The sequence below is a fragment of the Dokdonella fugitiva genome (assembly GCF_014138265.1).
Taxonomy (GTDB): Bacteria; Pseudomonadota; Gammaproteobacteria; order Xanthomonadales; family Rhodanobacteraceae; genus Dokdonella_A; species Dokdonella_A fugitiva_A.
Window position 1 is genome coordinate 1,344,378 of sequence record NZ_JACGXL010000001.1, and the last position, 23,300, is coordinate 1,367,677.

The 23,300-nt window shown below is 68.5% G+C and carries 14 protein-coding genes; 9 read left to right on the top strand and 5 right to left on the bottom strand.

The features are described 5' to 3' along the window. Positions 1 to 38: 38 nt before the first annotated feature. The 6 genes from minD to otsA all read left to right on the top strand — a co-directional run bounded on the left by minD (position 39) and on the right by otsA (position 5,944). The gene (gene minD / locus FHW12_RS06120; protein ID WP_182530058.1) at positions 39 to 851 is read left to right on the top strand and encodes a septum site-determining protein MinD; all 813 of its coding nucleotides are present in this window, start codon (positions 39 to 41) and stop codon (positions 849 to 851) included. Between the two features lie 3 nt (positions 852 to 854). Beyond that, positions 855 to 1,145, top strand: a complete 291-nt coding sequence (gene minE, locus FHW12_RS06125; protein WP_182530059.1) for a cell division topological specificity factor MinE — start codon at positions 855 to 857, stop codon at positions 1,143 to 1,145. A gap of 14 nt (positions 1,146 to 1,159) precedes the next feature. Beyond that, complete coding sequence (locus FHW12_RS06130) at positions 1,160 to 1,663, top strand: hypothetical protein (RefSeq protein WP_182530060.1); 504 nt, start codon at positions 1,160 to 1,162, stop codon at positions 1,661 to 1,663. A gap of 341 nt (positions 1,664 to 2,004) precedes the next feature. Further along, entirely contained in the window at positions 2,005 to 2,790 is a 786-nt protein-coding gene (gene otsB, locus FHW12_RS06135; RefSeq protein WP_182530061.1) for a trehalose-phosphatase, read from the top strand. Beyond that, positions 2,787 to 4,583 carry a glycoside hydrolase family 15 protein gene (locus FHW12_RS21190; protein ID WP_182530062.1) on the top strand — a complete coding sequence of 599 codons (1,797 nt, stop codon included), beginning with the start codon at positions 2,787 to 2,789 and terminating at the stop codon, positions 4,581 to 4,583. The genes otsB and FHW12_RS21190 overlap by 4 nt, the downstream gene beginning before the upstream one ends. Then, on the top strand, positions 4,580 to 5,944 hold the full coding sequence (gene otsA, locus FHW12_RS06145; RefSeq protein WP_182530063.1) for an alpha,alpha-trehalose-phosphate synthase (UDP-forming): 1,365 nt from the start codon (positions 4,580 to 4,582) through the stop codon (positions 5,942 to 5,944). Before FHW12_RS21190 ends, otsA begins: the two co-directional genes overlap by 4 nt. 713 nt (positions 5,945 to 6,657) lie before the next feature. On the opposite strand, the gene FHW12_RS06150 is transcribed toward otsA, so the two are convergent. The 3 genes from FHW12_RS06150 to FHW12_RS06160 all read right to left on the bottom strand — a co-directional run bounded on the left by FHW12_RS06150 (position 6,658) and on the right by FHW12_RS06160 (position 13,313). Then, complete coding sequence (locus FHW12_RS06150; RefSeq protein ID WP_259392828.1) at positions 6,658 to 9,645, bottom strand: TonB-dependent receptor plug domain-containing protein; 2,988 nt, start codon at positions 9,643 to 9,645, stop codon at positions 6,658 to 6,660. Positions 9,646 to 9,834: 189 nt separating this feature from the next. Then, positions 9,835 to 10,698 carry an AraC family transcriptional regulator gene (locus FHW12_RS06155; protein WP_182530064.1) on the bottom strand — a complete coding sequence of 288 codons (864 nt, stop codon included), beginning with the start codon at positions 10,696 to 10,698 and terminating at the stop codon, positions 9,835 to 9,837. Between the two features lie 392 nt (positions 10,699 to 11,090). Further along, positions 11,091 to 13,313, bottom strand: coding sequence for a winged helix-turn-helix domain-containing protein (locus tag FHW12_RS06160; RefSeq protein WP_182530065.1), 2,223 nt, complete (start codon positions 13,311 to 13,313; stop codon positions 11,091 to 11,093). 156 nt (positions 13,314 to 13,469) lie between these two features. On the opposite strand from FHW12_RS06160, the gene FHW12_RS06165 reads away from it, so the two are divergent. The 3 genes from FHW12_RS06165 (at position 13,470) to FHW12_RS06175 (ending at position 18,364) form a co-directional block, all read left to right on the top strand. Continuing rightward, entirely contained in the window at positions 13,470 to 15,392 is a 1,923-nt protein-coding gene (locus FHW12_RS06165) for a M2 family metallopeptidase (protein WP_182530066.1), read from the top strand. 110 nt (positions 15,393 to 15,502) lie between these two features. Further along, positions 15,503 to 15,754 (top strand): hypothetical protein, encoded by a 252-nt coding sequence (locus FHW12_RS06170; RefSeq protein ID WP_182530067.1) that lies wholly within the window; start codon positions 15,503 to 15,505, stop codon positions 15,752 to 15,754. A 90-nt stretch (positions 15,755 to 15,844) separates the two neighbouring features. Further along, positions 15,845 to 18,364 (top strand): hypothetical protein, encoded by a 2,520-nt coding sequence (locus tag FHW12_RS06175; RefSeq protein WP_182530068.1) that lies wholly within the window; start codon positions 15,845 to 15,847, stop codon positions 18,362 to 18,364. A 46-nt stretch (positions 18,365 to 18,410) separates the two neighbouring features. Here FHW12_RS06175 and FHW12_RS06180 read toward each other — a convergent pair whose 3' ends face one another. Together FHW12_RS06180 and FHW12_RS06185 are read right to left on the bottom strand one after the other, a co-directional pair. Beyond that, complete coding sequence (locus FHW12_RS06180; protein ID WP_182530069.1) at positions 18,411 to 19,634, bottom strand: multidrug effflux MFS transporter; 1,224 nt, start codon at positions 19,632 to 19,634, stop codon at positions 18,411 to 18,413. A gap of 128 nt (positions 19,635 to 19,762) precedes the next feature. Next, the gene (locus tag FHW12_RS06185) at positions 19,763 to 23,080 is read right to left on the bottom strand and encodes a GEVED domain-containing protein (RefSeq protein ID WP_182530070.1); all 3,318 of its coding nucleotides are present in this window, start codon (positions 23,078 to 23,080) and stop codon (positions 19,763 to 19,765) included. Between the last annotated feature and the right edge of the window lie 220 nt (positions 23,081 to 23,300).

The window sequence follows — 23,300 nt, forward strand, 5'->3', positions numbered from 1 at the left end:
CACGGATCCGCTCGAACGTACTGAAGGGAGATACGCCATTGACTGAGATCATCGTCGTCACGTCCGGCAAGGGCGGCGTCGGCAAGACCACGACGAGCGCCTCGCTCGCGGTCGGGCTCGCCCGTCGCGGCAAGAAGGTCGCGGTCATCGACTTCGACGTCGGCCTGCGCAACCTCGACCTCATCATGGGCTGCGAGCGACGCGTGGTGTACGACTTCGTCAACGTGATCCAGGGCGAGTGCACGCTCAAGCAGGCGTTGATCAAGGACAAGCGCATCGAGACGCTGCACGTGCTTGCCGCGTCGCAGACGCGCGACAAGGAAGCGCTCAGCAAGGAAGGCGTCGAGCGCGTGCTCAACGAGCTCACCGAAGACGGTTTCGACTACGTCATCTGCGACTCGCCCGCGGGCATCGAGAAGGGCGCGAGCCTGGCGATGTACTTCGCCGACCGCGCGATCGTCGTGGTCAACCCGGAAGTCTCCAGCGTGCGCGACTCCGACCGCATCCTCGGCCTGCTCGCGAGCAAGACGCGCCGCGCCGAACAGGGCGCCGGCGGCGTCGAACAGCACCTGCTGCTCACGCGCTACAACCCGGACCGCGTCGCCAACGGCGACATGATGGGCATCGCCGACGTCAAGGACATCCTCGGCATCGAAGTGCTCGGCGTGATCCCGGAATCCCCGGGCGTGCTGACCGCGTCGAACGCGGGCGTGCCGGTGATCCTCGACGACACCTCCGACGCCGGGCAGGCCTATGCCGACGCGGTCGCGCGCCTGTCCGGCGAAGAACGGCCGATGCGCTTCATCGACGCGACGAAGAAGGGTTTCCTCGCGCGCATCTTCGGGAGCTGAGCCATGGGACTGTTCGATCTATTCCGCTCGCGCCCGAAGAACACCGCATCGGTCGCCGCCGAGCGGCTGCGCATCATCGTGATGCAGGAGCGCGCCGCGAACGGTCGCCCCGACTACCTGCCGATGCTGCGTCGCGAACTGCTCGAGGTGATCCGCAAGTACGTCAACGTGGATCCGGACGCGATCGACATCCACGTCACGCACGAAGGCGAGGGCGAAGTGCTCGAGCTGTCGGTCGCACTGCCGGAGAAACACACCGCCGCTCCGGCGACGCCGGCGACCGGCGAGACCTGACGGCCGCGACTCCGATGGACGCGGCGAACCCATCGGCGCCGCACGAAGGCGCTGCCCGCGTACTCGCACTCGCCGACGTCGGCTTCGCCGCCGCGCGCGCGCTGCTCGCGCGCCATCGGCTCGAGCTCGTCGAAGTCGCCGCGGGCGAGCCGATTCCCGGCAGCTACTGGGGCGAGAGCGAAGCGGGCGTGATCGGGCACACGGTGTACGCGCGCGCGGATACGCCGGTGCACTCGCTGTTGCACGAGGCCTGCCACCTGATCGTCGCGCCGGCCGAACGACGCGCCGCGATCCATACCGACGCGTCCGACTCGCAAGCCGAGGAGGATGCGACCTGTTACCTGCAGATCGTGCTCGCCGATCAACTCGCCGGCGTCGGCCGCGCGCGCCTCATGGCCGACATGGACGCGTGGGGCTACAGCTTCCGCCTCGGCAGCGCGCGCGCCTGGTTCGAACACGACGCCGACGACGCGCGCGCATGGCTCGCCGGCCGCGGCCTGTTGCCGCACCCGGACTGAACCAGGAAGCGAGCAAGATCGCTGAACGATTGAAACACCGACCGAACGCACGGAGGAAAAGCTTTCAAGCAAAGCGCTTCTGGTTCTGCTTCTCCACGTGCCCGGTGTGCTCCGTGTTTCAAGCTTCATAGCTTTTCCTTGACCTTCCTTTCCTTCCGAGTCCCTCGTGTTTCAGCCTCTTGATCTTGATCTTGATCTTGATCTTGATCTCGATCGATCCTGATCCCGCAGCTGCACCGCCTGCGCGAGGTGCGTCAGTTGCGATACATCTACAACGCGCCATAATGAGTGACTTGCCACGGAGAGACGCCTGCCCCCGATGCGACGGGGCAATCCGGACGATGATCCTCGCGACGGACAATCCAGCCGCCCTGCCCGCGCCGCCGCTGACCGCGGCGCCTTCCTCGATCGCACTGTTCCTCGACGTCGACGGAACGCTGCTCGAATTCGCTGCCGATCCCGACGACGTCGTCGTCGACGCCGCACTGCCCGAGCTGCTCGACCAGCTCGACCACGCACTCGGCGGCGCTCTCGCCATTCTCAGTGGACGATCGTTGCAGCGCATCGACGAACTGCTCGGGCGACCGCATCTCGCCGCCGCAGGTTCGCACGGTGCCGAGCTGCGCCGTGACGGCACGATCGTGCGCGCGGTGCGCGATTCGCACGGCATGAGCGCGTTGCGCGCGTACGCGAATACACTGCTCGCCGACCTGCCCGGCGTCGTCGTCGAACACAAGCCCGATGCGATCGCCCTGCACTGGCGCGCAGCACCGACGATGGCGGCGCTGGTCGAGGACGTCGCGCAGCGGCTCGTTCGCGCGGGCCGCAAGGGCTATCGCCTGCAACACGGCGACTGCGTGGTCGAACTGCGCGGCATCGGCGCTGACAAGGGTGATGCGCTGCGCGCGCTCATGCATCACGCGCCGTTCGCCGGACGCGAGCCGTGGATGATCGGCGACGATCTCACCGACGAGCACGCGTTCGAAGCGGCGGAACGCAGCGGAGGCGGCGGCATCGTCGTCGGCGCGCGCCGGCCGACGCGCGCGCGCTACGCGCTCGCCGATCCGGCGGCCGTGCATCGCTGGCTCGCCGCACTCGCGGCACACCTGCAGGAGACCACCGCATGAGCGACGGCAAACCCGCGAGCCTCGACCTCGGCGTGATCGGCAACGGCACGATCGGCGCACTCGTCGACGCGCGCGGCCGCATCGTCTGGTGCTGCCTGCCCGCATTCGACGGCGATCCCGCGTTCTGCGCGCTGCTCTCGCCGCGCACGGTCGACGCGGGCTGGTTCGACGTCGCGCTCGAAGGCGAGCGTCGCTCGAACCAGCGCTACGTCGACAACTCGGCGGTGCTCGTCACGCGCCTCGACGCCGACGACGGCAGTGCGATCGAGATCACCGACTTCGCGCCGCGCTACAAGCAGTACGGCCGCGTTTTCCACCCGATGGCGATCGTGCGCACGCTGCGCCCCCTCGCCGGCACGCCGCGCGTGACCTTGCGCCTGCGCCCGCTCACGGGTTACGGCGCGCGCGCCCCCGACCGCACCTCGGGCTCCAACCACGTGCGCTTCGTCCTCGAGGACGGCACCGTGCTGCGCGCGACCACCGACGCGCCGCTGCCGATGCTGCGCGACGAGCTGCCGTTCCTGCTCGATCGCGAAGTGCACGTGCTGCTCGGCCCGGACGAGACCCTGACCGAATCGCCGGCGGCGCACGCGCGCGCGGCGCTCGAGGCGACGCTCGGCTACTGGCGCGAATGGGTGCGCTACCTGTCGATCCCGGCCGAATGGCAGGACGCGGTGATCCGCGCCGCGATCACGCTCAAGCTGTGCCAGTACGAGGGCACCGGCGCGATCGTCGCGGCGATGACGACGTCGATACCGGAGGCACCGCACACGGTACGCAACTGGGACTACCGCTACTGCTGGCTGCGCGACGCCGCGTTCGTCGTGCGCGCGCTCAACCGCCTAGGCGCGACGCGCAGCATGGAGGAATACCTGCGCTACCTCTACAACCTCGCCGCCGGCGCGGACGGCGACCTCGGCCCCGTGTACGGCATCCATTTCGAGCGCGAACTGTTCGAACGCGAGGCCGAACACCTCGCCGGCTATCGCAGCATGGGACCGGTGCGGATCGGCAACGACGCGTGGCAGCAGCAACAGAACGACGTCTACGGCAGCGTCGTGCTGGCGGCGGTGCAGCTGTTCTTCGACCGGCGCCTCGAATCGCCCGGCGATGCCGCCGCATTCGCTCGCCTCGAAGCCGCCGGAGAAGCCGCCTGGCGCCTGCACGACCGGCCCGACGCCGGCCTGTGGGAATTCCGCGGCCGCGCGCACGTGCACACCTATTCCGCGGTGATGTCGTGGGCCGCATGCGACCGCCTGTCCCGCATCGCGCTCCATCTCGGCGCCGGCGAGCGAGCGGCATTCTGGTCGGATCGCGCGCGGCGCGTGCGCGAACTGATCCTTGCGCGCGCCGTGCATCCGCGGCATGGCTATTTCGTCGACGCATTCGACAGCGAGCGGCTCGATGCGAGCCTGCTGCTCCTCGCCGACCTGCGTTTCGTCGAAGCGGACGATCCGCGCTACATCGCGACCGTCGATGCGATCGGTCGCGAGCTGCGCCAGGGCGACTACCTCTATCGTTACGTCACCGCGGACGACTTCGGCATGCCGGAGACGAGCTTCACCATCTGCAGCTTCTGGTACGTCGAGGCGCTCGCCGCGATCGGCCGCGCCGAGGAAGCGCGCGCGCTGTTCGAACAGTTGCTCGCACGGCGCAACCCGCTCGGCCTGCTCTCGGAAGACGTGCATCCGGACACCGGCGAGCTGTGGGGCAACTTCCCGCAGACCTACTCACTGGTCGGCCTCATCAACGCGGCCTGGCGCCTGTCGCGCAGCTGGGAAAGCCTGCTGTGAGCCGGCTCGTGGTCGTCTCCAACCGCGTCGCGCAGCCGCGCGAGGCGCGCGCGGGCGGCCTCGCCTCGGCGATGCAGGCCGCGCTCGAACAGCATGGCGGGCTCTGGTTCGGCTGGAGCGGGCGCGTCGTCGACGGCGAGGCGGCGGCGCCGCGGATCGAGCGCGTCGATCGCATCGACTACGCACTGGTCGACCTCTCGCACGCCGACCACGACCAGTACTACCTCGGCTTCGCCAATCGCACGCTGTGGCCGCTACTGCACTTCCGGCCGTCGCTGCTCGACTACCATCGCGGCGACTTCGCCGGTTACCTGCGCGTCAATGCGATGTTCGCGCGGCAGCTCGCACCGCTGCTGCGCGACGACGATGTCGTGTGGATCCACGACTACCACCTGATCCCGCTCGGCGCGGAGCTGCGTGCACTCGGCATCGGCGCCCGCATCGGCTTCTTCCTGCACGTGCCGGTGCCGCCACCGGGCCTGCTCGCCGTACTGCCGCATCACGAGCAACTGTTCCCGAAGCTCGCCGCGTACGACCTCGTCGGCGTGCAGACCTGGCGCGACCGCGATGCGCTGCTCGCCTACTTCCGCGACGAACTGCACGCGGCGACCGGCGCGGACGGCGACGTCGTGCTGCCGGACGGCCGCCGCTGCGATGTCGCCGCGTTCCCGATCGGCATCGATGCGGCGAAGGTCGCCGACCAGGCGCGCAAGGCGGCGAACAGCCCGGCGACCGCGCGACTCGTGCGCAGCCTCGAAGGCCGCAAGCTCGTCATCGGCGTCGACCGACTCGACTACTCGAAGGGACTGCCGCAGCGCTTCGAGGCGTTCGGCGGCTTCCTCGCCCGACACGCCGCATGGCGCTCGCGCGTGTCGTTCCTGCAGATCGCGCCGCCGTCGCGCGAGCAGGTGCAGGAATACCGCGACCTGCGTTCGCGCCTCGAACGACTCGCCGGTGCGACCAACGGCCGCTACGCGGAACCGGACTGGGTACCGATCCGCTACGTCAACCGCAGCTTCACGCAAGGCACGTTGGCCGGCTTCTACCGCGTCGCCGACATCGGCCTCGTCACGCCGCTGCGCGACGGCATGAACCTCGTCGCGAAGGAATACGTCGCGGCGCAGCCGCCCGACGACCCCGGCGTGCTCGTGCTGTCGAACTTCGCCGGTGCGGCCGACGAGCTCGCCGAGGCGATCATCATCAATCCGCTCGATCCCGAGGACATCGTCGAGAGCCTCGAGCGCGCACTGTCGATGCCGCTCGCCGAACGGCGCGAGCGCTGGGCCGCGATGTTCGAGCGCGTGCGGCGCGACGACATCGCCGCGTGGCGCCGCGCGTTCCTCGATCGGCTCGCGCGCTGAAAAGGCCTGTTCGTCAAGCTCCGGGGACACCGCAAGCAATACGACACACGTACGCGGGCGGCGAACGCGGCGCATCATGCGCCGCCGCTGCGGGCTGTTTCTACGCTCGATCGCCGGGACGCGGGGGATGGCCGGAGAAAACGCACAAGCACAAGCGAGAGCAAACGCAGAGCAAGAGCAAGAGGCCGTCATTCCGGCGGAAGCAATCCAGCTCCTTGTAACCATGCGAAGACGCTGGGTCCCGGGTTTCGCCGGGACGACGGCGGGGAGGCTTCCCGCTTCTGCGTTCTGCTCGTGCTTCATCGGGTCCCCTCGGCGCCGGCGGGCGTCGGCCGAAATGGCCCGAAGGGTGCGCGCGATGGATCGCGCGCATTGCGCCGTCAGCGCAGGGATGCGCTGTCGGCGCAACCGGCCGACGACCGCGGACCCGCGAGGCGCAGCCTTGCGGGCGGCGACGCGGGGTGTCCTTTCTCTTGGTGACTTCTCTTTGGACAAGCAAAGAGAAGACACCCGCTCGCCGCCGAGGCGAGCGGTACCTCGCGACTATGGCACGCCAGGCGAAAGAAGCCTGGCGCGGCTATCGCAGCAAGAAAGGCACGGTTGGCCGAGGCCACCCATGCCCGCGGGACAGGTTGGCGCGGCCTTCCCCGGTTCCAATGAAAAAAAGGCCGCGCGGCGAACCGCGCGGCCATGTCGCCCTTCGAAACGAAGGATCAGAACTTCACGGTGATGCGGCCCCAGTAGTAGCGACCCATGAGGTCGAAGTCGCTCGGGTCCGTGTTCGCGTTCAGCGTGTTGTTCGCGTACAGGAACGGCGGCTGCTTGTCGCCGACATTGTTCACGCCCACGTCGAAGCGCGTGTTGAGCGATTCGAGGTTGTAGCCGAACTGGATGTCGTGATAGACGGTCGAGCCGTAGTCGGTGTACAGGCCGTCGAGCGACGGATTGCCGGTGCCGTACGGATGCGTGTCCTGCGACGGCGACGCCGAACCCATGCGGAAGCGATGGATGTAGCGCATCGCCCACGACGCGTCGAACGGACCCATCTGCCAGCCGACCGAGCTCTGCGCGCGCCAGCGCGGGAACAGGCAGACGCCGCCGCCCGCACCCGGGCACGCACCCGCCTGCGCCGAACCGTAGTTCATGAAGTGGCCGGCGTAGTTGTAGGTGGAACCGCCTTCGAGGCCGGGTGCCGTCTGCAGGTCGTAGTTCTTCAGGTAGGTCGCGTTCAGGCCGACGTTGAAGCGGCCGAACGAGAACTCCGGCAGACGGTAGTTCAGCGCGAAGTCCACGCCACCCACGTCCACGCGGCCGAGGTTGCCGGTCGGCTCGATCAGGGTCTGGATCTGGCCCTGGTTCGGGCCGCTCGCGTAACGACGGATCAGCGGGCAGTACGCGGTCTGGCCGGCAGCGCACAGGTCGATCACGCTCTGCGCGCGCACCGTCGTGATGTTGTCGTTGAGGTACAGGCGCCAGAGGTCGGCGCTGACCGACAGGCCTTCGAGCCAGTGCGGGTCGTACACGACGCCGAAGTCGAACGACTGGCCCTTCTCCGGACCGATCGGGAAGCCGGCGAACGCCGCACCCGAGAGGATCGCGTTGAGCTGGACCGCCTGCGCGACGTTCTGGTTGCGGAAGCTGCCGTCGGTCGGGACGTTGACGCACGCCGGGTTGCCGCCGCCGGTGTAGCCGTCGCACGGGTCGCGCGAGATCTTCGGTGCGTCGCTGCCGGCGCCACCGAAGATGTTGGTGACGGTCGGCGCACGGAACACTTTCGACACCGTGCCGCGCAGCAGCAGGTCCTCGATCGGGCGGTACTCGAGTGCGATCTTCGTGTTGTTCGTGCTGCCGAAGGTCGAGTACTTCGACCAGCGGTCACCGACGGTCAGGTTCAGCGCGTGCAGGAACGGCAGATCCTTGACGATCGGCACGAACAGCTCGGCATACGCTTCCTTCACGTTGTAACCACCCTGCAGCGCGGAACCGCACTGGCTGCCGAGGGTACAGTTGCCGTTGAAGTCGACGATGAGGCCAGTGTCGACGTTCGAGTGCGTGTACTCCGTGCGGTAGTTGTAACCGACCGCGAGCTGCATCGTGCCGGCCGGCAGTTCGAACAGGCCGCCGTTGAGGTCGATGCGCTTGACCGTTTCCTTGCTCATGAAGTTGTTGACGCCCGGCGAGGCCGCGCTCTTCAACACCGCGATGCTGTTCGGGTCGTCCATGTTGAACGGATTGAACGGCGTGCAGCCTTCGATGATGTCGTCCGGACCGGTGCCGCAATGGACGATGCCGTCCGTACCGAGGAACGACGGACCCGTCGCCTGGTTGAGGACCGCCATGTTCGGCAGGCCGTAGGTCGTCGTGCTGAGGTGCACGTGGCCGTAGTCGAAGCCGACTTCCCAGTTCCACTGCTGGTCGTTCCAGATCGAGAACGAGCCCTTGAAGCCGGTCGACAGCTGGTCGTTCGCGGTGCCGTTGGACGCGCGGCGGTTGCCGAGCGAAGCGAGGCGAGCGGTGAACGCGTTCGCGCCCGCGCCGAAGTCGACGCCGAACGGATTGTAGTAGCTGTCCGCCGAGATCACGCTGCCGTACGGCGAACCGTACACCGCCGGCGCGAGCTGGAACGACGCCGAGGTCTTGTTGTGCATGACCGACAGGTACGCTTCGACGTTGTCGGTGAGCTTGTAGTTGCCGTTGAGGAACAGGCCGCTGCGTTCCTGCGGCGTCATCACGAGGTTGACCGTCGCGTAGTTGTACTTGTCGCTCGGACCCGCCGCGCCCGCATTGTTGCGGTAGCAGTGGTAGTCGGTCGCGATGTTCATGCCGCTCGCGCCCGGATTGCGCGCGAGGTAGCCCGAGGCGCAGCCCGGGAACAGGTCGGCGAACGCGGACGGGATCTGCACGTGGCCGAACGGCGAGGAGGTCGAACCGCCGACGAACGTGCCGATCGGGCTGCTCGTCGAGCCGAGGCGCGACACCGAGTTCTTCGAGAACTCGCGGTGGCCCGACAGGACGCCGTCGATCTTCTTGTAGTTGACGCCGGCCATGATCGAGCCCTTGTCGGAGCTCTGGCCGAACGTGAAGGAGTAACCCTTCGACGTGCCGTCGTCATGGTCGGAGATGCCGTAGTCGGCCGAGAACTCCGCACCCTGGTAGTCGTTGCGCAGGATGAAGTTGACGACGCCCGCGATCGCGTCCGAGCCGTACACCGACGAGGCACCGTCGGTCAGCACTTCGATGCGCTCGATCATGTTCGCCGGGATCGCATTCGGATCGCCCGACAGGTAACGGTGGCCGTTGATCAGCACCAGCGTACGCGGCGAGCCGAGGCCACGCAGGCCGATGCTCGAGAAGCCGCTGCCGCCGGAGTTGTTGACCTGCGGGTTGGTGTTCGGGCCGGTGACGGCCGGGAGCTGCTGGACGAGGTCGCCCAGGGTCAGCTTGCCGGTCTTCTCGATCGCGGCGCGATCGATGGTGACGACCGGGTTGGAGGTCTCGATGTCGACGCGACGGATGTTCGAACCCGTCACGGTGATCGTCTCGAGCTTCTGGCTGTCGTCGGCCGCATTCTGAGCGTGCGCCGTCGCCATCGCACCGAAGCCGGCCGCCGCGGCAAGCGATGCTACGCCGAACGGTCGCGCGTACCCCGGCATCACGCCGAGCGCACGCCGGATCGCCTGTCGAAGCTGCATGTGTCGCATGGTGTTCTCCTCTGTTCTCGTAGTGTCCCCGCGCCGCCGGAGAAACCGTCGGCCTCCACGAACATTAGGAAAACGTGAAGACGGAGCCTTGGCCTGTCTTTTCAGGATAGGTTGCAAAAATTGAGCAACGAATCCGCAATCGATGAACACGCGGGTGCCCGCCACGGTGCCCGCACCGCGCAGGCACGGTCACGCCGCGACGCGACCCTGTTCACGCAGGCCGCTCGCGGTGATGCCGAAGCGACGCTTGAACGAGCGCGCGAAGGCGCAGCGATCCTCGAACCCGCTCACGCGCGCGACCTCGGTGATCGCGAGCCCGCTCGCATTGATGAGCCGGTGCGCGCGGCGCAGGCGCTGCTCGACCAGCACTGCGTGCGGCGTCTCGCCGAACACGGTGCTGAACGTGCGTATGAAATGGCACGGCGAATAGCTCGCCATGCGCGCGAAGCCGGCGATGTCGAGGTCGAGGTGGCAGTTCGCCGACATCACGTTGCGCACGCGCTGCAGGCGCAGGAACACGTTGCGGCGCTGCGACGCGGTGCGGCCGGGGCAGCGCGCGATCAGCGGATCGAACTCGGCCTGCAGCTCGGTCATCGCCGCGGCGAAGGTCGCCAGCTCGAGCGTCGCCTTCTCGCGCGATGCGGTCCGCGCGAGCTCGATGACGATCGAGCGCAACGCGCGGCTGGCCGGGTGCAGCGAGGGCAACAGCACCGGATCGCTCGGTGTGTCCGCCCCGGCGCAGCGCCGCCATGCCGACGCGCCGCAGGCGAGCGCGATCCACAGTGCGCCGCCCCGGCCGATCGCCTGCAGGCGCTGGCCTTGCTCGACGACGAGCAGTTCGCCCGGCAGCAAGGTATGCAGGTTGTCGCCTTCGGCGAGCTGCAGGCGCCCGCGCAGCGGCACGAACACCATCGCCGCCTGCGCCACTCCCTGCATCACGCAACCGCGGCCGGCGCCGAGCACCACCCGCAGCAACGACGCCGCACCCGTGCCTTCACCACTGCCGAGATCCAGCCTGCCGCCGTTCGCAAGTCTTTCACACTCGATCCGCATTTCCCGCCACCCTGTCGTGAGGTCCGTCGACCCGTAGTAGCGTCAAATACGCGGCGGAGTCAGGAAGCGTCGCCGACTTTTCGACGAAGCGTGACCGTGCAGCGACGAATTTGTGGTGAATGCGCAACGCCGGAAAGCGTGCACGCGACAGCGGGCTCGGGCTACTCACGCTTCGTCGCGCCGCATGCACGGTCGAGCGCAAGCGACCGTCGCGTGCCCCGGAAGGCCACGCGTGGTCGTCCCCGGCAACGGATGGGCCGATCGGTGTGGATTGCGGCGCCGACGGCGGTGTCGTGGGACGGGACGAGCGCAACGGGATGCCGCGGCATGGCGGCCGGTGCGTCGGCCGGGGGCCTGGATCGGGGCGGGGCGAGCGACGAAGCGCCGCGGTGTTAGTCGGCCGTCTCGCGGTGCAGGCGCACCGCGCCGACGTCGGTGTCCTCGGCGACGACGCGCGCGACGTAGATGCTGCGGCCGTCGCGGCTGACGCCGAACGCGAGGTCGGCGATCGAGGTCGGCAACGAGAGCACGGTGCGCTCGTCGCCGCCGGCGAGCGGACGCGCCTTGAGTTCGCTCGGACCGGCCGCCTTCGGCGCGATGTAGTAGAGCTCGTCACCGTGCACGCGCCAGCCGTCGAGGTGCGACGGTGACAGGGCGCGCGTGACATCGCTCTCCTCGCCGCTCGCGAGATCGAGGCGGAACAACCCCGGCGCGGTGATGCGCGTGAAATAGATCGCACCGCTGGCCGCATCGAAGTCGGCGCGGCCGACGTCCTGCGCGAGCACGCTCCGGTTCGCCTGGCGCCCGTCGACCGAATCGAACGCGATGAGTTCGCTGCGCCGCTCCTGCGCGTTCACGACCGCGACGAAGCGGCCGGCGGCGTTGCCATAGGTACCGCTGCGCACGTCCTCGTCGGCGACGTCGGTGAGCGCATGCACGACGCGCGAGGCGACCTCGACTTCGACGAGGCGCCCGCCGAACGGGCCGCGCGCGGTGACGAGCACGCGCGCGCCGTCGGCACGCCAGGTCGGATGCAGCAACGTCGGTTCGGGCAGCGACGTCAGCGCGTACGCTTCGCGCGCGCCGTGCGGCAGGATCCACAACTGCTGCGAGCCGCCGCGATCGGACACGAACACGACGTCGTCGTCGACCGGCGACGCGGTCGGCGCGCCGTCGCTGCCCGTCGACGGCACGAGGTCGACCGTCGTGCCCGGCGCGTCGACGTCGACGCGCGAGAGCTGCTGGCGCATGCGCGGGATTTCGTAGACGACCGTGTCGGTCGCGCGCGCCGCGCTCGGGAACTCGGCCGGTTGCACGCCGAGCGCATCGATGCGGCCGTCGGCGAGGTCGACGACGTACAGCGCCTGCTGGCCGCCCTGGCCGGACGAGAACACGATCGCGCTGCCGTCGCGCACCCAGTCGTAGCCGCGGATGCGCGTGGCCAGGCGCGTGAGCTGGCGCGCTTCGCCGCCGGCCGCGGGCACGACGAACAGGTCGCTGTTCGGATTGGCGCCGCGGCGGAACGCGATCCAGCGACCGTCGGGCGAATAACGCGCGTCGAGGTCGGTGTCGTTGAACGCGTGCGTGTAGTCGAGCCGGCGCCCGCCGCCGCCCGAGATCGGCCACGTCACGATGCTCATGTCGTCGACGCCTTCCTGCGACGGCGCGGTGCTGACGAGGCCCTTGCCGTCCGGCGTCCACGCGAATGGATTGACGAGGCCGGCGTAGCATTCGTCGTCGACGACGCGCTCGGAACCACCCAGCGGCGGCACCACGACGAGCCGGCAGTGCTCGCCTTCGAAGCGCATGAACGCGACGGCGCTGCCATCCGGCGACCACATCGGGTAGTACTCGTTGCCGGCCTCGCTCGTGGTGAGGCGCACCGCGCCCGGCGCGTCGAGCGCCTTCTGCACGATGCGCGACGAGTGCGTCGCGGCATCGCCGATCGAGTAGGCGATGCGGCTGCCGTCGGGCGAGATGCGCGGAAAACTTTCCGGTCCCGGTTCCGACGTCAGGCTGCGCTGTTCGTCGACCTGCCAGTGCAGCGCCTTCGGTGGCGCCGCGGGCGGCACGAAGGTGCGCACGAGCGCGGCGACCGCGAGGACGAGCGCGACCGCGCAGAGCAGCATCGCGGTCGCATCGAACCAGCTGCGCGCCCGGCGCATCGACGCCTTCGCCGGCACGGTCGGTGCGGGCACGGTCGCCGCAAGCGTCGGTGCGGCGTCGCCGGGCACCGGCGCAGGCTCCGGTGCGACCGCGATCGGCAGCGCGTCGAGGAACCGGGTCGGTGCGACGAGCCGGTAGCCGAGCCGCGGCACCGTCTCGATGTACTGCGGCGCGTGCGGGTCGTCGCCGAGCGCGCGGCGCAGGTCCTTGATCGCCTGGGTCAGCACGTCCGGCGTCGGGCAGGTTCCGCGCCAGACCTCGTCGAGCAGCTCGTCGCGGCCCAGGGTGCGCCCGCCGGCGTGCGCGAGCCGGACCAGCACCGCCACGGCTTTCGGTGGCAGCTTGGCGTCCGGCGTCGTGGCAAGCCGCAACGTGTCCGTATCCAGGATGTGCGCACCGACCTCGAGGAAACGACCGGCCTCGAGGCGGACTTGCGACAGCGCATTCATGCGGTCCGACTCCGCCAGCTTCGCCGTGCCAATGTACGACCAACATCGTATTTTGATTTGCCGGCGAACACAAATCGGCGCCGCGGCGCAGCTTGCGCGCGCGGGGTCGGTGCCACTAGCCTGCGGCGCATTCCCCCGCCCGCCCCGGAGTCCCCGATGCGCACCCTGCCGGCATCGCTCGTTGGCCTTTCCCTCGCGCTGCTGTCGCCGGCGCTGCCGGCCGCCGGCAAGGCGAAGGTGCCGCCCGCCCCGACCGCTGCCGACGCGCACGCGTTCGTCGAGAAGATGAATGCCGAGTACAAGGCGCAGTACCTCGCCGCGAACGCCGCCGAATGGGTCGCCGAAACATACATCACCGGCGACACCGAGATGCTCACAGCGCGCGCGAACGAGGCGATGCTGAAGTGGCTGTCGGTGAAGATCGACGAGTCGCGCCGCTTCGACCACGTGGCCGACATCGATCCGAAGGACCGCCGTGCGCTCGACCTGCTCAAGCTGCAGACCGCGATGCCGGCACCGAAGGACCCGGCGCACCTGACCGAGGCGACCAACCTCGCGTCGAAGCTGACCGCGGCGTACGGTTCGGGCAAGTACTGCAAGGACGACAAGGATCCGGCGAGCTGCCGCACGCTGGACCAGCTGTCCGAAGTGCTCGCGACCGACCGCGACTGGGACCATGCGCTCGACGCGTGGAGCGGCTGGCACCACGTCGGCCGCGGCATGCTCAAGGACTACCAGCGCTTCGCCGAACTGCTCAACGAAGGCGCACGCGACCTCGGCTACGACAACGTCGGCACGATGTGGCGTGCCGGCTACGACATGTCGCCGGCCGAGTTCGCGAAGGAAACCGACCGCCTGTGGGGCCAGGTGCAGCCGCTGTACGGCCAGCTGCAGTGCTACACGCGCAACAAGCTCGCCGAGAAGTACGGCGAACGCATGCCCAAGGACGGCACGATCCCCGCGCACATCACCGGCAACATGTGGGCGCAGGACTGGGCCAACCTTTATCCGCTGCTGCAGCCGTATCCGGGCGTCGGCAACCTCGACGTCAACGAACACCTCGACGCGCAGCGCAAGGCCGGCCTCGACGCGCAGCGCAAGGCGTTCAAGGGCAAGCCGACGCCGCTCGACCTCGCCGCGCTCGAGCACGACGCGGACATGAAGAGCGCGGTCGCGATGGTGCGGCGCTCGGAGGACTTCTACACGTCGCTCGGCTTCCCGCCGCTTCCGTCATCGTTCTACGACAAGTCGATGCTGCTGCGCCCGCGCGACCGCGACGCGCTCTGCCACGCGAGCGCATGGCCGATGGATCTCGGAAGCACCGACATGCGCATCAAGATGTGCATCAAGCCGACCGAGGAAGACCAGTACACGATCTACCACGAGATGGGCCACATCTATTACTACGTGGCCTACAAGGACATACCGCCGATCTTCCAGGGTGGCGCCAACGACGGCTTCCACGAGGCGATCGGCGACACGATCCGCCTCAACATCACGCCCGCCTACCTCGCGCAGATCGGCCTCGCCGGCAAGGCCGGCAGCGACGACAAGGCGGTGCTCAACGCACAGATGAAGCTCGCACTGGAAAAGGTCGCGTTCCTGCCGTTCGGCCTGCTCATCGACAAGTGGCGCTGGGGCGTGTTCGACGGCTCGATCGCGCCGGACAAGTACAACGAAGGCTGGTGGCAGCTGCGCCGCAAGTACCAGGGCCTGTCCTCGCCGGTCGCGGCGACGCCGGCCGACTTCGACCCGGGCGCGAAGAACCACGTTCCCACGAACGTGCCGTACATGCGCTACTTCCTCGCCGACATCCTGCAGTTCCAGTTCTACCGCTCGCTCTGCGACGCGGCCGGCTACAAGGGCCCGCTGTCGCAGTGCTCGATCTACGGCAACAAGGAAGCCGGGGCGAAGTACTGGAAGATGCTCTCGCAAGGCGCGCAACAGCCGTGGCAGCAGACGCTGAAGGAACTCACCGGCAAGGAGGAGATGGACGCGAGCGCGATCATCGACTACTTCGCGCCGCTGTACGCTTGGCTGCAGGAACAGAACAAGGGCAAGAGCTGCGGCTGGGAGTAGGCCGGCCGCATCGGGATTGGGGAAAGCGCCAAAACAGTCCACAATCCGCGCATGCGCCTGCCGGTGACCCGGCAGGCGCATCGTCGCCCACTTCTTCAACGGACATTCCCATGCAGCGCTGGATCAAGCTTCCCGATGGCCGCTTCGTCGACGCGGGCGCGATCGCCTACATCAGCCGCCCCGAAACCTACGCACGCATCGACGAGGACGGCAACGACCTCGGCATCGGCTACTCGGTCAACATCGGCACCGGCATCCCGCGGGAGACCCAGATCACCGTGACTGGCAGCAAGGACGAAGTGTTCGCGGTGCTGCGCGCGATCCTCGGCGGCACCCAGGCCGCTGCTGCAGCCGCGGAATAGTCGTTCCGGCACACCCGATCCGCCTTCGGGCGGATATACACTACGCCTTCTTCCTGATTTACCCACTCTGGGGGTCTGACAGGAGGCGTCATGAGCACACCGCTGCACACGTTGTTGCTGGTCACCGGCCTGACCACCCTCGGTATCGCCGCTGATGTCCACGCGGCGCGACCACCCCAGGCCGACGAGGAATCCGACGACGTCGCCGCGCAACGCGAGGCGTACTACGCGAGCCGGCGGATCAATCCATACGATGCCGCATTCGACGCCTCCGCCGCGCGCCTGCGTGCGTACCGTGCGTTTCGCGCGACGGCGACGACCGATGCGATCCACGGCGAGACCTGGCAGGCGATCGGCCCGGCGCCGATCCTCGGCGGGCAGACACCGACGTCCGCGACCGACAGCACCCGTTCGTCGGTCGCCGGTCGCGTCGCGGCACTCGCGATCGACCCGATCGACAATGCCGTCTATGCCGGCGGCGCGCAGGGCGGCGTGTGGCGCACGCTCAACAACGGTGCGACGTGGACGCCGCTGACCGACTTCCTCGGCTCGCTGGCGATCGGATCGATCACGCTCTCGCCGGGCGCGCACCCGCTCAACCAGGCCACGCTCTACATCGGCACGGGTGAAGGCAACTTCAGCGGCGACAGCTATGCCGGCATCGGCATCTACAAATCGACCGATTCCGGCCGCACCTGGCAGGGCCCCTACGGCCAGGCGCAGTTCAGCAGTCGCAGCGTGACGACGATCGCGGTCGACGCGAACAACCCGCAGCACGTACTGGCCGGATCGTCGAGCGGCATCTTCGGTGTCGGCGGCACGCCCGGCCCGCTCACCCCCACGCGCGGCATCTACGTGTCGAACGACGGTGGCCAGACCTGGACGCTGTCGGCCACACCGGCCGCGCAGGCGCGCGTGTCGCGCATCGTGCAGGATCCGGTCGCGAGCACCACCTGGTGGGCCGGCATGTCGCTGATTTCCCCCGTGGTCGGCGGCGGCCTGCTGAAGTCGACCGACAACGGCGCGACCTGGAACGCGGTCGACGGCGTCGCCGTGGGCCTGCCCGCGATCGTCGGTGCGAACGGCGTCGGCGGCATCGCGCGCACGTGGCTGTCGGTCGCACCGAACGGCGGCACGAGCACGCTCTACCTCGGCGTCAGCGTGACCACCGGCAGCGGTGGTGGCCAGCTCTACGTATCGACCGACAGCGGCGCCACCTGGACGGTCAAGCCCGCGGCGAACGGCTATTGCGGGGGCCAATGCTGGTACGACATGCCGGTCTACGTGCCGCCCGAGACACCCGCGACGGTGTTCACCGGCGGCGCCGGCACCTCGGGCAGCCTGCCGAGCTCGTTCATGCGCTCGACCGACGGTGGAACGACGATGGTCGACACGATGGTCGGCATCGACGGCAACTCGGCGCTGCACGCCGACATGCACGCGATCACGTCGTGGCCCGGCCAACCGGCCCGCATCTGGGTCGGCAACGACGGCGGCGTGTTCCGCTCCGACGACAGCGGCGACCACTGGACGAGCGTCAACAGCAACCTGCAACTGACCCAGTTCCAGCAGTGCGACCTGCATCCGACCGATCCGACGCAGGCGTTCGGCGGCACGCAGGACAACGGCACCGACAGCTGGCTCGGCACGAACGGGTGGAGCCACAGCGACGACGGCGACGGCGGCTTCGCGCTGATCGACCCGAACACGCCGAACCAGGTCGCGCACACGTATTTCAACCAGACCAACAACCTCGTCGGCGCCGCCGTCGCGCTCAATGGCGTCGCCTCGGTGCCGAACGACTATCTCTGGTTCGCGGGCTCGTATTCGGGTTGGAACAACGGCATCAACCTCTCCGACAACATGCTGTTCTACGCGCCGATGGCGCTCGACCACGGTGTCACCGACACGCTCTACTTCGGCACCGACCACCTGTACGTCGCGCCGCAGTTCTTCGCCAACGCCGTCGCCGCGACCCCGAGCAGCATCGTCTACACGCTGCTCAACGGTGGTGCGCCGTTCGCGCCGCCGGTGCCGCCGTCGAGCGCGCCCGGGGCGATCAGCGCGATCGAGACCGTCGCCAACGTCGTACCGGGCCAACCCGCGAGCGTGCTGTTCGTCGGCACGAGCAACGGGCGGTTCTGGCGCTCGATCGACGGCGGCGCGAGCTTCGGCGAAACCGACGCGACGCCGGCGGTGATCGCCCAGTACGTGTCCGACATCGCGATCGACCCGCGTGACCCGAACGTCATGTTCCAGTCGCGCGCGGGTTTCACCGGGGCATTGCCCGCGCACAACGTGCGCAAGTCGACCGACGGCGGCCAGACCTGGAGCGACGCATCCAACGGCCTGCCCGACATCCCGGTCAATTCGATCGCCTTCGATCCCAACTTCGCCGGCCAGGTGTGGGCGGGCACCGACATCGGCGTCTATCTGTCGATCGACGGCGGCGCGACCTGGATCCCGTACAACGAGGGCATGCCCAACGTCGCGGTGTTCGACATCAAGGCGAACGCGCACACCGGCAACATGCTCGCATGCACGCATGGTCGTGGTGCGTTCCTGCTGCGCCTCGACACGATCTTCAGCGACGGCTTCGACGGTCCATGAGCGGGGGCGGGCCGGGCACGCTCCGTGCCCGGCCCGCACGCGGGGGCTAGGCGACGGCGCCGGTCGCGCGCTCGTGCCGCGTGATCGCGCGATAGGCGAGCCAGCCGGCGAAGCCGAGCGTCGTCGACAGCAGCGCGCCGAGCGCGAGTCGCAGCGGGCTCGCCGACAGCACCGGCGCGAGCGCGCCGGCGATCGTCGCGCTGATGACCAGGCTGATGAACGCCTGCACCGACGACACCGCACCGCGATGGTGCGGGAACCGGTCGAGCAAGAGCAGCGTGAGCGTCGGGAAGTTCATGCCGATGCCGATCGCGTGCAGGCCGATCGGGATCACCGACCACGGCACGCGCGGTTGCGGCAGCAGCCACGCGAGCAGCACGTTGAGCACGGCCGCGGCGAGCATGATCGCGTAGCCGAGGCGCACCGTCGTCGCTGGCGCGAGCCGTCCTGCGACGCGCCCGGAAAGGAACGCGCCGGTCATCATGCCGCTGATCGCCGGCACGAACAGCCAGGCGAAATGCTGCGCATCGAGCCGGAGCAGGTCGAGCACGAACACCGGCGCCGACGAGATGTACACCCACAGTGCATTGAAGTTGAGCGAGCCGGCGAGCGCGAGCGGCACGAATGCGCGGTCGCGACCGATCAGGCGATAGGTCGTCGCGAGCTCGCGCAGCGACAGCGACACGCGGCGCTCGCGCGGATGCGTCTCCGGCAACCAGGCGATACAGGCGAGCCAGAGCGCGAACGCGAACGCGGCGAGCAGCCAGAAGATCGTCGGCCAGCGCGCGAACGCGATGACCCAGCCGCCGACGATCGGTGCGATCGCCGGTGCGATGCCGAAGATCATCGACACCGTCGACATCAGCTTCTGCGCCTCGACGCCCTCGAAGCAGTCGCGGATGATCGCGCGGCCGACGATGAGGCCGGCGCCCGCGGACATGCCCTGCAGCGCACGGAACGCGAGCAGTGCGCCGATCGAACCCGACAGCGCGCAACCGATCGAGGCGACCACGAACACGACGACACCGGCGAGGATCACGCGGCGCCGGCCCAGCGCGTCGGAGAACGGACCGTGCAGCAGCGACATCAGCGCGTACGCGATCATGTACACGCTGATCGTCTGCTGCATCGCGAATGGACTCGCGTGCAGCTCCGCCTCGATCGCCGGGAATGCCGGGAAGATCGTGTCGATCGAGAACGGGCCGAACATCGCCAGCGCGGCGAGCAACGGCGCGAGCAGGCGTCGGCGGGGTGTTGTCGCGATCGTCATGTGCGTGGGCAAGGCGGCCGGGCATGCTACAGCGAAGCCCGTGCCACCGGGAGTGCGCGGTCGCTACATCGCAAAAAAAAGGGCCGGTCCCGCAGGACCGGCCCTTCGATGCCATCGTCGCGCAAGGCTTACGGCAGATCGAAGCCGTCGACGAAGATCGAGTCGCTCACGTCGTCGATGCAGCCCACGGCCACGTTCGCCACGTTCGCGCCCGCGACCGTGCCGCTGCCGTTGGCGACCGTGCAGGTCTGGCCGGCCGGCTGCGTGCCGACGGCCACCGCGTACGCGGTCCCATTCGCGACCGAAGTCGGGAACATGAACGCACCGTTGGTGGACACCGGCAGGGTCTGCGAACCTGCATTGAGCGAGAGCACGAGGCCCGCGCCGGACAGGCCGCTGACGGTGCCGCCGATCGTGTAGGTCGGCGTCGCCGCGCAGGTGACCGCGACGTTGGTGACGTTCGCGCCGCTGATCGTGCCGCTGCCGTTGGCGACCGAGCAGGTCTGGCCGCTCGGCTGCGTGCCGATCGTGACCGCGTACGCCGCGCCGTTGGCGAGGCCGGTCGGGAACGTGAACGCGCCGTTCGCCGCGACGGGCAGGGTCTGCGCGCCCGCGTTGAGCGAGAGCACGAGGCCGCTGCCGGTCAGGCCGCCGACGCTGCCGCCGACCGTGTAGCTCGGCGTGCCGCCGACCGTGATCGTGTAGTCCTCCGCCTGGCCGTAGCCGTCGGTGTTGCAGGCACCCGGGTAGACCGCCGACGTCGCGTACTTCTTGATGACGCGCATGCGCGTGGCGCCGGCAAGCGCACCCGCGGGCACCGCGATCGTACCGATCGCCTGCTTGCCGTCGGTGCCGGTCGAGTTGGTGATCGAACCGACGTTGGTGCCTTCACCCGCGTCGAACGTGCCGTTGTGGTTCCAGTCGACGTAGGCGGCGATGTAGGTCGTGTAGTTGCCGTCGGTGTTGCCTTCGACCTTGATCGACGCATTCGAACCGGCCGCGACATTGCCGACCGTCGCGGTGAAGTCCTCGAGCGCCGGCGTGCCGTTGACGACCGGGCTGCTGGTCTTGTCGATGGCGGCGACGAGCACGTGCGTGATCGGTTCGACGTTGCTCGGGAAGGAGACGCTGCAGTACGGCTCGGGGAACGTGACGCCGGTCGTGAACGAGAACACCTGCGACGTGCTGCTGTTGCCGCACGGGCTGTTCGAACGCACGCGCCAGTAGTAGGTCGTCTGCGGCTGCAGCGCGGTCGCGGGCGTGTAGGTCGCCGCGCTCGGCGTGCCGGTATCGACGATCGCCGTGAAGCCGGCGTCGGTCGCGATCTCGATCGTGTAGCCGACCGCGGCGGGGTCCGCGCTCCAGCTGAAGACCGGCTGGCGAGGCGTACCCGTGGAACCATCGGCAGGCAGCGTCGGCGACGGCACGCCCGGCTGGCCGGATGCGATCTGCACGTCGAACGTCGCGTCGTTGGCGACCGCAGGCACCTGGTTGTCGGTGCCGTGCACGGTGACCGTGTAGCTGCCCGCGGCCGCACCCGGCTGGGTGCCGAGCGTCAGCATCGACGTCGTGCTGCCGTTCGTCGGCGGCGTGACCGGATTCGGCGCGAACAGGCCGCCCGTGAACGCGGACGTATCGAGACCCGGCAGGCTCAGCGTGACCGTGCCGGCGTAACCGCCGAGCGAGCTCACCGAGGCCGAGATCGGGTTGATCGCGTTGCCGGCGCAGACGTACTGGGTCGTGTTCGGCAGGCCGATGCTGTAGTCCGGTGCCGGCGAGTCGGCGAAGCCGCCGACGGCCCAGACCTCGCCGCCGTTGGACAGGCGGTTGTCGGTATAGATGGCGATGATGTCGTTCATCGCCATGTCCATGCCGTTGTAGTCGCCCCACTCCATCGACGTGTTGATCTTCGGCGACGTCACGGTCGTGAGGCGGCGCGGCGGCTGCCACGTCTGCGCGCCGTCGAGCGAGACGGAGTAGTAGACGTCGACGCCGGTGCGATTGGCGCTGTTGCGCGTGTCGTAGTACATCACGTGCACGCGGCCCCACTGGTCGACCTTCAACCATTCCTGGTAACGGTCGACGGTCGACTGGTCCGTCGTCGGATGCGGCGTCGTCGTGGTCCACGTCGCGCCACCGTCGCGCGAATACGCGACCTGCACGCGCGCATGGTTCGCGGTCGCGCTGCTTTCATTCTCGGTGTCGTAGGTATCGGGCCACGCGACGTAGATGCTGTTGGCGTACGGGCCGTTGGAAAGATCCGCATCGGCCGAGACGTAGATGAACGCCCTGCGCGACGGCATCGACGGCAGCGGGAAGTCGAACTGCGCCTTCGTGTCGGCCACCTTCGCGCCGGCCGCGAACGAGGTGCCGCCATTGGTCGATTTCGCCACGCGGATCTGGCGGGCGCCGCTCGAGGTCGGGAAGAAATAGTAGACGTTGCCGTCCTTGTCGCTGGCGATGTCGCTGCCGATGCCGACGAAGCCGGAATCGATCGTCAACGTCGGACCGAAGGTCGCACCCTTGTCCGTGGAGCGCACGAACTTCTGCACGTTGTTCTCGTGCCAGGAGACGTAGAGGTTGTCCTTGTACGGCGACGTGGTGGCGGAATCGACGTGCAGGTATTCCTTGTCGGAGTTGCTGCCGTTGCCGAAAGACGCGCCCTGGGTCCAGGTGACGCCGGCGTCGGTCGAACGGTAGATCGCGCCGCCCGCTGTGCCACTGTCCAGCAGCGACGTGGTGTAGGCCGTCTGGCCGTCGGTGGACCAGCCGACCGAGGGATCGCAGAAGGAATTGCTCGGCAGGTTGATCGGTCCGGTCCAGTTCGCGCCGCCGTTGGTCGAGCGCCACATGACCTGGTTGGAACCGGTGCCGTTGCTGCCGGCGATCACGATGTCGGTATTGACCGGATTGACCGCGATCGCGGTTTCTTCGTAGCCGGGCGGCGTGATCTTGACCTCGCCGCTCACGAAGCGCGGCCACGTCGCGCTCATCTCCTCGAGCTCTTCCTCGTCGTAGACCTCGAACTTGCCGTCGTCGAGGCGGGTGATGGCACGATAGACCTTGCCGTCGATCTGGAGGCCGCCGAACTTCGACAGGAAGACGTTGACGGCCTTGCGCGGATACTGCGCGGCCCCGCTGGTCGGCAGCGGATGGCCCTCGGCGATCGCCGCCTTGCGCGCCCACACGCGATAGAACGCAGGCAGCGGATCACGCGCCTCGGTTTCTTCCTTGGGCAGGTAGGCGAGATCGGCCGCGGTCAACGCGTAGTTGCGGTCGTCCCAGGGACCGTACTGGACCAGGCGCGCGTAGTCGACGCTCGCGTCGACGCCCTTGGCCTGATTGATGTCGATCGTGACGATGCGCGCGTGCACGGCGGCCGGCATGGCCAATGAAAGGAGTACGGCGAGCCCGGTGAAGGCCCGCAGCAGATTGCAAACTCGCATGATTTCCCCAGTGGTTCGAGCGGAAGGAGTCCAGGTGAGTACGCGCCCCGTGACGCGCCCGCCGAGGGTTCCTGCTGCGGATGGATTGCAGTACACCCGCAGGCGGAACGGGCGATCGCGGGATTACACCGGTATGCGCCCAAGGACGCAAGCACCTCGCCCGGGGACCGAGACGCAGGTCCGCCCGCGCATCGCCTGCTACGATTCGCGGCGCCCATGC